Here is a 10,328-nt window from a genome sequence, read left to right as displayed (position 1 = left end):
GTGAGCTGATTTACATACGTTCTACGGTTTCGATACCCAGCGTATCCAGACCCAGCTTCAGGGTTTTCGCCGTCAACTGTGCCAGTTTCAGGCGGCTGTTACGAATCTCTTCGTTTTCAGCGCTAAGGATTGGGCAGTGCTCGTAGAAACCGGAGAACAGACCGGCAACGTCGTACAGGTACGCACACATCACGTGCGGCGTACCTTCACGTGCAACAACGGTCAACGTTTCTTCAAACTGCAGCAGACGCGCTGCCAGCTGAGCCTCGCGATCTTCACTCATAATCACCTGCGCATTTGCCAGCGCGCTTTCGTCGATATCCGCTTTACGGAACACGGACAGTACGCGGGTGTAAGCGTACTGCATATACGGCGCAGTATTCCCTTCGAACGCCAGCATATTGTCCCAGTCGAAGATGTAGTCGGTGGTACGGTTTTTGGACAGATCGGCATATTTCACCGCGCCGATACCGACCGCATTCGCCAGTTTTTCCAGCTCGTCGGCAGGCATGTCCGGGTTCTTTTCCGCTACCAGACGGCGTGCGCGTTCCAGCGCTTCATCCAGCAGATCGGCCAGTTTAACCGTGCCACCCGCACGGGTTTTGAACGGCTTGCCGTCTTTACCCAGCATCATACCGAACATGTGATGTTCCAGCGGCACAGAGTCCGGCACATAACCGGCTTTACGCACGATGGTCCAGGCCTGCATTAAGTGCTGATGCTGACGGGAGTCGATGTAATAAAGTACGCGGTCGGCATGCAGCGTTTCATAACGGTACTTGGCGCAGGCGATATCGGTCGTGGTGTAGAGATAGCCGCCATCTTTCTTCTGAATGATTACGCCCATCGGTTCACCTTCCTTGTTCTTATACTCATCAAGGAATACGACGGTAGCGCCTTCGCTTTCAACAGCCAGGCCTTTAGCTTTGAGATCGGCCACGATGCCAGGCAGCATCGGGTTGTACAGGCTTTCACCCATGACGTCTTCACGGGTCAGGGTGACGTTCAGGCGATCGTAGGTTAACTGGTTTTGCGACATGGTGATGTCGACCAGTTTGCGCCACATCTCACGGAAGTACTCGTCGCCGCCTTGCAGTTTCACGACATAACTCCGGGCACGTTCCGCGAAGGCTTCATCTTCGTCGTAATGTTTTTTCGCATCACGGTAGAAACCTTCAAGGTCAGCCAGCGCCATCTCGCCAGCATTTTCCTGCTGCTGTTTTTCCAGCCATGCGATGAGCATACCGAACTGAGTACCCCAGTCGCCGACGTGGTTGGCGCGGATAACATTGTGGCCGAGGAACTCCAGCGTACGCACCGCAGCGTCACCGATGATGGTGGAACGCAGGTGACCAACGTGCATCTCTTTCGCTACGTTAGGTGCGGAGTAATCAACCACAACGGTTTGTTTAGCCGGTTGGGTGACGCCCAGACGATCGGAAGCCAGCGCCTGCTGAACGTGCTGCGCCAGAAATGCCGGATCGAGAAAAATATTGATAAAGCCCGGGCCTGCAATTTCAACTTTGCTGGCGATCCCGTTGAGATCCAAATGAGTCAGCACCTGCTCAGCCAGTTGTCGCGGCGCCATACCCAGTTTTTTAGCGACAGCCATCATGCCGTTAGCCTGATAGTCGCCGAACTGTACTTTTGCTGACTGACGAACCTGCGGTTCGCAATCTGCAGGCGCGCCTGCAGCAATCATGGCCTGACTGACTTTTTCTGAGAGAAGAGCCTGAATATTCACCGGAATACCTTACATTTATGAAGCGGCTTAAAATGCACCGCACCAGTTTAAGAATTAAGGGCGGGAGTATACTGCAAATGCCCGTTGCCGTCAGCATTGCGAGTATCGCCAGCAGCCTGAAATATAAACATTGTCATTACGTATAATTATTCATATTGCGCTTAAGAAAATCAGCAGTTGGTTGGGGCTGCGCAACAGGGTAAATTAGCGGCTTTGAATATGGATATGAGCTTTCATTATGGCGAACTGGCAAACAGTTGCAGAACTGCATGATATTTCCGCAGATTTACCGCATTTCATTCAGGCGTTAACGGATCTTTCCACTCGCCTTGGGCTGGATGTCTCATCGCTTGAAGCCGATCACATTTCTCTGCGTTGTCATCAAAATACCACCGCAGAGCGCTGGCGTCGTGGGTTTGAACAGTGCGGCGAATTGCTGTCAGAAAATATCATCAATGGCCGACCGATTTGCTTGTTCAAGCTCGATGAGCCAGTTTGTGTGCAACACTGGCAATTTACTATCGTAGAACTGCCGTGGCCGGGCGAAAAGCGTTATCCGCATGAAGGCTGGGAGCATGTTGAAATTGTTCTGCCGGGTGAGGTGGAGACGCTGAATGCACGAGCGCTGGCGCTGCTTTCAGATCACGGGCTGAGCCAGCCGGGTATATTTGTAAAAACCAGTTCGCCAAAAGGCGAGCGCGAACGTTTACCGAATCCAACGCTGGCGGTCAGCGATGGTAGTGTGACGATAAAATTCCATCCGTGGTCGATTGAAGCCATTGTGGCAAGCGAACGTCAGGAGTGAGTATGGCATTACTGGAAATCTGCTGTTACAGCATGGAGTGCGCGCACACGGCGCAGCAAAACGGCGCGGATCGCATTGAGCTTTGCTCGGCACCCAAAGAGGGGGGCTTAACGCCGTCCCTGGGCGTCTTGCGTTCGGTTCGCCAGCATATCTCGATTCCGGTCAATCCCATTATTCGCCCGCGCGGGGGGGACTTTTGTTACACCGACGGTGAATTCGCTGCAATGCTGGGTGATATTGCGCTGGTAAGAGATCTGGGGTTCTCAGGGTTGGTAACCGGCATTTTAGATGCAGAAGGTGATGTCGATATGCCGCGCATGGAGAAAATAATGATCGCGGCGGGACCGCTGCACGTCACTTTTCATCGGGCCTTTGACATGTGCGCTAACCCATTCAATGCGCTAAAAAAATTAGCTGATTTGGGCATCGCCAGAGTGCTGACTTCCGGGCAAAAATCAGATGCGGCGCAAGGTTTAACAAAAATTATGGAACTTATTGCGCAGGTGAATGCTCCAATCATTATGGCCGGAGCGGGGGTTCGCGCCTCGAATTTGTCCCTGTTCCTTGATGCTGGAGTGCAGGAAGTCCACAGTTCTGCCGGAGTATGGTTGGCTTCCCCCATGCGTTATCGCAATTCGGGGTTGTCGATGTCTTCGGATGCACAGGCGGATGAGTATTCACGCTATGCGGTAGACGGGGCGGCGGTTGCGGAAATGAAAGCAATCATTGCACACCACCAGGCCAGTTGATTTTTACCGTTGCATCATGTCGCCCAATATGATGCTTGCTCGTACCAGGCCCCTGCAATTTCAACAGGGGCCTTTTTTTATCCTGCATATTTCAAGCCGCAGCGGAGTTGTCTGCCTTGCTGCAAGTTGAACTATTTTGCAGAAAGAGTGCTATCTGGCAAAAATGATTACGGCTTACGTGCAATCAATACCGCGCGTAATGGGGCCGGGTAGCCTTCCACCGTTTTGCTGTGATCGTTCGGGTCGAGGAAGTCGGCCAGTGATTCGGTTATCATCCACTCGGTGCGGCGCTGCTCTTCGGTGGTGGTGACGCAGACATCAGCAATGCGCACATCAACAAACCCACATTTTTCCAGCCAGTTTTTTAACGCCAACGCAGAAGGAATAAAGTAAACGTTACGCATCTGCGCGTAGCGATCGCCCGGTACCAGTACGGTATTTTCATCACCTTCGACGACCAGCGTTTCCAGTACCAGTTCGCCATCTTTCACCAACTGATCCTTCAACTGCCACAGGTGTTCCAGCGGTGAACGGCGGTGATAAAGCACTCCCATGGAGAATACGGTATCAAAGGCGTTGAGCGCCGGAAGCTGCTCAATACCCAGCGGCAGCAGGTGAGCGCGCTGGTCATTGCCCAGCAGTTTACGTACTGCCTCAAACTGGCACAGAAACAGCTGGGTAGGATCGATGCCAACCGCCAGATGCGCCCCCGCGCCAATCATGCGCCACATGTGATATCCACTCCCGCAGCCGACATCAAGAATGGTGCGCCCGGTGAGGTCAGACAAGTGCGGCAGAACGCGATCCCATTTCCAGTCCGAGCGCCACTCGGTATCTATATTGACGCCGTACAACGAGTACGGCCCTTTACGCCATGGCATCAGGTTACGCATCAGGGTGTCGATACGTTTGAGCTGACCGTCGCTGAGCGGCTCATCGCTTTCGGCGGTAACGCTATGCAGTAAGTCCAGGCGATGCGGCGTCAGCTCGGGCAGAAACTCGACCGCATTTGACCACTGCTTAAACAAGCCGTGCTGATCGCGCTGCCAGGTCGCGATTTGCGCCGGGAGCGTTTCCAGCCAATGGGAAAGGTGATTTTTGGCAATCAGTTGATAAAAGTTACCAAAGTCGATCATGCGCTAACCTCAGCTTTCAGTGCCACCAGAGAACCAAAGTTAAAGCACTGGAACCACAATTCGCTGTGTTCAAAGCCCGCCTGATGCAGTCTCGCTTTGTGCGTTTCGACCGAGTCGGTCAGCATCACGTTCTCCAGCATGCTGCGCTTTTGACTGATTTCCAGCTCGCTATAGCCATTTGCCCGTTTGAAATCGTGGTGCATGTTGAACAGCAGCTCGCCAACGTTAGCGTCTTCGAAACTGAATTTTTCAGACAGTACCAGCGCGCCGCCGGGGTTCAGCCCCTGATAAATCTTATCCAACAATGCCTGGCGCTCAGGTGGCTCAAGGAATTGCAGGGTAAAATTCAGCACCACCATCGAGGCGTTTTCGATAGTAATGTTGCGAATATCGCCTTCGACAACGTCAACCGGTGTCGGCGCTTTATAGGCGTCAATATGACGGCGGCAGCGCTCAACCATAGCCGGGGAGTTATCAACGGCAATAATTTTGCAATTCTCGTGATGAATATTGCGACGCACCGAGAGCGTCGCAGCGCCCAGAGAACAGCCCAGATCGTAGACCTGTGTGTTGGGTTGTACGAAACGTTCGGCCAACATCCCAATCATAGAAATGATATTGGAATAGCCAGGAACGGATCGCTGGATCATATCCGGGAAGACTTCAGCTACCCGTTCATCAAAGGTCCAGTCACCCAGACTGGCGATAGGCGCAGAAAAAAGCGTGTCGCGGTGAGACATAACGTAAAAATCCGGGAAAAATAAAGTGGCGTATTGTGCGCTAATGCAGGGAGAAAACCAACTCCCAGGGCATATACCAAAGATTCGCCAGCACCATTAGCAACAGCGAACACCAGGTCGCGCTCATGCCTGAACGGCGCCAGCGGAAAAGCCGGTGATGGAATCCGTAATAATGCATCAGCCGTCCGGCAATCAAAATCAGCCCGCAAATATGCACCATCCACGTTTCTGCGCCGTTCATTTCCATAAATAACAGCAGCACCAATGCGACGGGAATATATTCCACCGCATTACCGTGAATGCGGATAGCGCTTTGTAGTTCGCTAAAACCTCCGTCACCATATGCAACGCGGTATTGCATGCGCAGGCGAACGACGTCAAAGGAGAACTTAATTAACAATAACGCACCCAATACGGCATAAAGCGCGCTTACCATACAAACTCCCTTTTAAAATGGCTGATGGCATTGACTATGATAGGTGGCATTTTCAGAAAAGAGAAGATTGCTGTGGAATAGACGGCGCTGATCCGATCTCTGGCAGGGCGCTGCGTAAATTTGCCCATAGCGTATCGACAAGCTCCGGGGCCTGCGCGATATCCGGGGTATGTAAAAACAGATACGGCGTTGTGGTTTGTTGCCATTGCGACAGCTTGGTCAGCCAGACGGCAAAAAGCGCGCGGTTTTGTGCCATATTATCGCTGCCGATAAAGCGTACCATCGGATGGTTTGCCGTCACCACCGCATGCACCGGAACCTTTGGCTTCTTGCGCTGGGCGTCGCGTATCGCTTCAGTATGTGGTATGGCGGCATGTACCGGTCGACTGTCCAGAATCACCCGATTTACCCCGCGCTCATGTAGGCCTCGATTGAATCGTTGCTCTGTTTCGCCTTTGGCAAAGAAGTCCGGATGGCGAACTTCCACACCGTAGGTAAAGGATTTGGGGAGCGCATCAAGAAACTGCCACAAGGCAGGCAGGTCGTGCGGGCCAAAAGTTGCGGGTAATTGCAGCCAGTATTGCCCAATGCGTGATTCAAGTGGCGACATGCGCGTGAAAAACTCTTGTACCAGGTCATCGCAATTACGCAGCGCGGCCTGATGCGAAATGGTGGCCGGAAACTTAAAACAAAATCGAAACGCATCGGTAGTCTGCGCATGCCAGCGGGCCACAATGTCGGCTTTTGGCAGCGCGTACAGCGTGGTATTGCCCTCCACACAGTTAAAGTGGCGGGCATACTCTTCAAGGCTGGTGATCCCCAGACGCACCCATTTGGGATGCGCCCACTGGGGTAAACCGATATAAATCATAGCGCTTGCAGGATCTCATCCACGCTGCGTACGCGTGCGATACGCGGGAAAATATGCGTCATGCTGCCCTGATGTTGCTCAGCGCTGGCGGCACTACAGGCGTTTTCTGCAACGATCAGATTAAAACCCAGCTCCCACGCATTTCGCGCCGTCGACTCCACGCCAATATTTGTGGAAATGCCGCACAGGACGATGGTCTCGATGCCCCGACGACGCAGTTGTAATTCCAGATCGGTGCCGTAGAAAGCTCCCCACTGGCGTTTGGTCACTTCGAGGTCGCTGGCGCATTTACCCAGAGCGCTCGGGTAATTCCACCAGTTTTCGGGTAACGCTTTGGCCGGAACGTGAGCATCAACTGGCTGTTTCAGCGCTTCGGCATAATCGTCAGACCAACCGACGCGCACCATTACCACCGGGGAACCGTGGGCACGGAATTTTTCCGCCAACTGCGCGGCGCGGGCAACCACGTCGTTTGCCGAGTATGGGCCGCCAGCGAAAGGCAGGATACCTTCCTGTAGATCAATAACAACAAGAGCGGTTGTTTTTGCGTTCAGTTCCAGCATGATCACTCCAGTAAAAAAAGAATTCCGTTACACCTTAATCGCGAATCAGTGTGAAAGGGACGACAATTTTTGTTATTTTTTGTGAGATTACGCAATGCCCGTCCAGGAAACAGGCGTACAGTCAGTACCGGACTTATCGTGCGGCAGAATTTCCAGTATAATAGCCGCCTTTTTTCATTCAGTTGTGACATTCAGCTAAAGCTGCGACTTCGTCACCTGCGAGACAGGTGACAATCCGCCTGCGGCAAAGTTAAGGGATATCTCATGCGTACAGAATATTGCGGACAGCTACGTCTGTCCCACGAGGGGCAGCAGGTGACTCTGTGTGGTTGGGTCAACCGTCGTCGTGATCTTGGTAGCCTGATCTTTATCGATATGCGCGACCGCGAAGGTATCGTGCAGGTATTTTTCGATCCGGACCGTGCGGATGCGTTAAAGCTGGCCTCCGAACTGCGTAATGAGTTCTGTATCCAGGTTACGGGCACCGTGCGTGCGCGTGACGCGAAAAACGTCAACGCCGATATGGCGACTGGCGAAATTGAAGTGCTGGCCTCCGATCTGACCATCATCAACCGTTCAGACTCGCTGCCGCTGGACTCTAACCACGTAAACACCGAAGAAGCGCGACTGAAGTATCGCTACCTGGATCTGCGTCGCCCTGAAATGGCGCAGCGCCTGAAAACGCGTGCCAAAATTACCAGTCTGGTGCGTCGTTTTATGGACGATCACGGCTTCCTCGACATCGAAACTCCGATGCTGACCAAAGCTACGCCGGAAGGCGCGCGCGATTACTTGGTTCCTTCTCGTGTTCATAAAGGTAAGTTCTACGCGCTGCCGCAGTCTCCTCAGCTGTTTAAACAGCTGCTGATGATGTCCGGTTTTGACCGCTACTATCAGATCGTAAAATGCTTCCGTGATGAAGACTTACGTGCTGACCGTCAGCCTGAATTTACTCAGATCGACGTTGAGACTTCCTTCATGACCGCGCCGCAGGTGCGTGAAGTGATGGAAGCGCTGGTGCGTAACCTGTGGCTGGAAGTTAAAGGTGTGGATCTGGGTGATTTCCCGATCATGACCTTTGCCGAAGCCGAGCGTCGTTACGGTTCTGATAAACCAGACCTGCGTAACCCGATGGAACTGGTTGACGTTGCCGATCTGGTAAAAGGCGTTGAGTTCGCCGTGTTCTCTGGTCCGGCGAATGATGCGAAAGGCCGTGTGGCTGCCCTGCGTGTACCGGGCGGTGCGAGCTTAAGCCGTAAGCAGATCGACGATTACGGTAACTTTATTAAGATTTACGGCGCGAAAGGTCTGGCTTACATCAAAGTCACCGAGCGTGCGAAAGGCCTGGAAGGCATCACCAGCCCGGTTGCTAAGTTCCTGAACGCAGAAATCGTAGACGCGATTCTGGAGCGTACCGGTGCGCAAGACGGCGACATGATTTTCTTCGGTGCCGACAACAAGAAAGTGGTGGCCGACGCGATGGGCGCGCTGCGTCTGAAACTGGGCAAAGACCTGAACATTACCGACGAAGCCAAATGGGCGCCGCTGTGGGTTATCGACTTCCCGATGTTTGAAGACGATGGTGAAGGCGGTCTGACCGCGATGCACCACCCGTTCACCGCGCCAAAAGACATGACTGCCGCTGAGCTGAAAGCTGCGCCGGAAGACGCGGTTGCCAACGCTTACGATATGGTCATCAACGGCTATGAAGTGGGCGGTGGTTCCGTGCGTATTCACAACGGTGATATGCAGCAGACCGTATTCGGCATTCTGGGCATTAACGAGCAAGAACAGCGCGAGAAGTTCGGCTTCCTGCTGGATGCGCTAAAATACGGTACACCGCCGCATGCGGGCCTGGCGTTTGGTCTGGATCGTTTGACGATGCTGCTGACCGGTACTGACAACATTCGTGACGTTATTGCCTTCCCGAAAACCACCGCTGCAGCGTGTCTGATGACTGAAGCGCCAAGCTTTGCCAACGAAGCTGCGCTGGCGGAACTGAGCATTCAGGTTGTTAAGAAGGCCGAGAATAACTGATATGAGATACAAACAGCCTGTCTCGGTGTTAGTCGTGATTTATGCAAAGGACACCGGGAGAGTGCTGATGTTACAGCGACGCGACGATCCTGATTTCTGGCAGTCGGTCACCGGCAGCCTTGAAGAGGGTGAAACCGCGTCGCAAGCCGCGATGCGCGAAGTAAAGGAAGAGGTCGCCATTGATGTTGCGACTGAGCAACTGACCTTAATTGACTGTCAGCGCACGGTGGAATTTGAGATTTTTAGCCATTTACGTCATCGCTATGCGCCGGGAATTGAGCGTAATACTGAATCCTGGTTTTGCCTGGCACTTCCCTCTGAACGAGAGATCGTGTTCACCGAACATCTGACCTACCGTTGGGTTAATGCGCACGAAGCCGCGCAGTTAACCAAGTCGTGGAGTAACCGGCAGGCGATTGAAGAGTTTGTAATTAACGTCGCCTGAGAAGGCGCGCTTTTTGGAGAGATTATTTATGGCAGGTCATAGTAAATGGGCCAACACCAGACATCGTAAAGCAGCGCAGGATGCTAAACGCGGTAAAATTTTCACCAAAATCATTCGTGAGCTGGTGACGGCAGCCAAACTGGGCGGCGGCGATCCGGATGCTAACCCACGTCTGCGCGCCGCGGTTGATAAAGCGCTGGCAAATAACATGACCCGTGACACCCTGAACCGTGCAATCGCGCGTGGTGTTGGTGGCGACGATGATGCGAACATGGAAACCATCATCTATGAAGGTTACGGTCCTGGCGGAACAGCCGTTATGATTGAGTGTCTGTCTGACAACCGTAACCGTACCGTTGCAGAAGTGCGTCACGCATTCACTAAAACGGGCGGCAACCTCGGTACCGACGGTTCCGTAGCTTACCTGTTCAGCAAAAAAGGCGTGATCTCTTTTGAACAAGGCGACGAAGACGCCATTATGGAAGCGGCACTGGAAGCGGGCGCTGAAGACGTTGTGACCTTCGACGACGGCGCGATTGACGTTTACACCGCGTGGGAAGAGATGGGCAAAGTGCGTGATGCGCTGGAAGCGGCTGGTCTGAAAGCGGACGCGGCTGAAGTGTCTATGATCCCCTCCACCAAAGCGGATATGGATGCAGAAACGGCGCCGAAGCTGATGCGTCTGATCGATATGCTGGAAGACTGCGACGACGTGCAGGAAGTTTACCACAACGGCGAAATCTCCGATGAGGTTGCTGCAACGCTCGAATGATGTGGTTAAGCCATAAACTAACAGGAGATG

At 53.2% G+C, this 10,328-nt stretch carries 11 protein-coding genes; 5 read left to right on the top strand and 6 right to left on the bottom strand.

The features are described 5' to 3' along the window. Window positions 1-10 precede the first annotated feature (10 nt). Window positions 11-1,744: an arginine--tRNA ligase gene (gene argS / locus N0B36_RS06870; protein WP_259686225.1), complete on the bottom strand. Its 1,734-nt coding sequence runs from the start codon at window positions 1,742-1,744 to the stop codon at window positions 11-13. Between the two features lie 238 nt (window positions 1,745-1,982). On the opposite strand from argS, the gene N0B36_RS06865 reads away from it, so the two are divergent. Further along, window positions 1,983-2,549: a VOC family protein gene (locus N0B36_RS06865; protein WP_047502136.1), complete on the top strand. Its 567-nt coding sequence runs from the start codon at window positions 1,983-1,985 to the stop codon at window positions 2,547-2,549. A gap of 2 nt (window positions 2,550-2,551) precedes the next feature. Beyond that, window positions 2,552-3,298: a copper homeostasis protein CutC gene (gene cutC, locus N0B36_RS06860; protein ID WP_200047014.1), complete on the top strand. Its 747-nt coding sequence runs from the start codon at window positions 2,552-2,554 to the stop codon at window positions 3,296-3,298. Between the two features lie 167 nt (window positions 3,299-3,465). On the opposite strand, the gene cmoB is transcribed toward cutC, so the two are convergent. From cmoB to N0B36_RS06835, 5 genes are read right to left on the bottom strand one after another with little or no spacing between them, the layout of a single operon-like run. Beyond that, window positions 3,466-4,434, bottom strand: coding sequence for a tRNA 5-methoxyuridine(34)/uridine 5-oxyacetic acid(34) synthase CmoB (cmoB, locus tag N0B36_RS06855; protein ID WP_016153420.1), 969 nt, complete (start codon window positions 4,432-4,434; stop codon window positions 3,466-3,468). Then, window positions 4,431-5,174, bottom strand: a complete 744-nt coding sequence (cmoA, locus tag N0B36_RS06850) for a carboxy-S-adenosyl-L-methionine synthase CmoA (protein WP_016153419.1) — start codon at window positions 5,172-5,174, stop codon at window positions 4,431-4,433. Before cmoA ends, cmoB begins: the two co-directional genes overlap by 4 nt. A 40-nt stretch (window positions 5,175-5,214) precedes the next feature. Further along, window positions 5,215-5,610, bottom strand: coding sequence for an MAPEG family protein (locus N0B36_RS06845; RefSeq protein WP_016153418.1), 396 nt, complete (start codon window positions 5,608-5,610; stop codon window positions 5,215-5,217). A gap of 52 nt (window positions 5,611-5,662) precedes the next feature. Beyond that, complete coding sequence (locus tag N0B36_RS06840) at window positions 5,663-6,481, bottom strand: DUF72 domain-containing protein (RefSeq protein ID WP_259686223.1); 819 nt, start codon at window positions 6,479-6,481, stop codon at window positions 5,663-5,665. Beyond that, window positions 6,478-7,044 carry a hydrolase gene (locus N0B36_RS06835; protein WP_259686222.1) on the bottom strand — a complete coding sequence of 189 codons (567 nt, stop codon included), beginning with the start codon at window positions 7,042-7,044 and terminating at the stop codon, window positions 6,478-6,480. Before N0B36_RS06835 ends, N0B36_RS06840 begins: the two co-directional genes overlap by 4 nt. 264 nt (window positions 7,045-7,308) lie before the next feature. On the opposite strand from N0B36_RS06835, the gene aspS reads away from it, so the two are divergent. From aspS to N0B36_RS06820, 3 genes are read left to right on the top strand one after another with little or no spacing between them, the layout of a single operon-like run. After that, window positions 7,309-9,081, top strand: a complete 1,773-nt coding sequence (gene aspS / locus N0B36_RS06830; RefSeq protein WP_016153415.1) for an aspartate--tRNA ligase — start codon at window positions 7,309-7,311, stop codon at window positions 9,079-9,081. A gap of 1 nt (window position 9,082) precedes the next feature. Beyond that, window positions 9,083-9,526 (top strand): dihydroneopterin triphosphate diphosphatase, encoded by a 444-nt coding sequence (gene nudB / locus N0B36_RS06825; RefSeq protein WP_016153414.1) that lies wholly within the window; start codon window positions 9,083-9,085, stop codon window positions 9,524-9,526. 28 nt (window positions 9,527-9,554) lie between these two features. After that, window positions 9,555-10,298 carry a YebC/PmpR family DNA-binding transcriptional regulator gene (locus N0B36_RS06820; RefSeq protein WP_016153413.1) on the top strand — a complete coding sequence of 248 codons (744 nt, stop codon included), beginning with the start codon at window positions 9,555-9,557 and terminating at the stop codon, window positions 10,296-10,298. Window positions 10,299-10,328 lie beyond the last annotated feature (30 nt).

The sequence above is a fragment of the Citrobacter sp. XY323 genome (genome assembly GCF_025106035.1).
GTDB lineage: Bacteria > Pseudomonadota > Gammaproteobacteria > Enterobacterales > Enterobacteriaceae > Citrobacter > Citrobacter braakii.
Note: the sequence above shows the minus strand (reverse complement) of the source record. Positions and strands in the feature narration are given on the sequence as shown.

Coding starts and splice junctions, on each gene's coding strand:
- N0B36_RS06865 (WP_047502136.1), top strand. CDS start 1,983: ATGGCGAACTGGCAAACAGTTGCAGAACTGCATGATATTTCCGCAGAT.
- cutC (WP_200047014.1), top strand. CDS start 2,552: ATGGCATTACTGGAAATCTGCTGTTACAGCATGGAGTGCGCGCACACG.
- cmoB (WP_016153420.1), bottom strand. CDS start 4,434: ATGATCGACTTTGGTAACTTTTATCAACTGATTGCCAAAAATCACCTT.
- cmoA (WP_016153419.1), bottom strand. CDS start 5,174: ATGTCTCACCGCGACACGCTTTTTTCTGCGCCTATCGCCAGTCTGGGT.
- N0B36_RS06845 (WP_016153418.1), bottom strand. CDS start 5,610: ATGGTAAGCGCGCTTTATGCCGTATTGGGTGCGTTATTGTTAATTAAG.
- N0B36_RS06840 (WP_259686223.1), bottom strand. CDS start 6,481: ATGATTTATATCGGTTTACCCCAGTGGGCGCATCCCAAATGGGTGCGT.
- N0B36_RS06835 (WP_259686222.1), bottom strand. CDS start 7,044: ATGCTGGAACTGAACGCAAAAACAACCGCTCTTGTTGTTATTGATCTA.
- aspS (WP_016153415.1), top strand. CDS start 7,309: ATGCGTACAGAATATTGCGGACAGCTACGTCTGTCCCACGAGGGGCAG.
- nudB (WP_016153414.1), top strand. CDS start 9,083: ATGAGATACAAACAGCCTGTCTCGGTGTTAGTCGTGATTTATGCAAAG.
- N0B36_RS06820 (WP_016153413.1), top strand. CDS start 9,555: ATGGCAGGTCATAGTAAATGGGCCAACACCAGACATCGTAAAGCAGCG.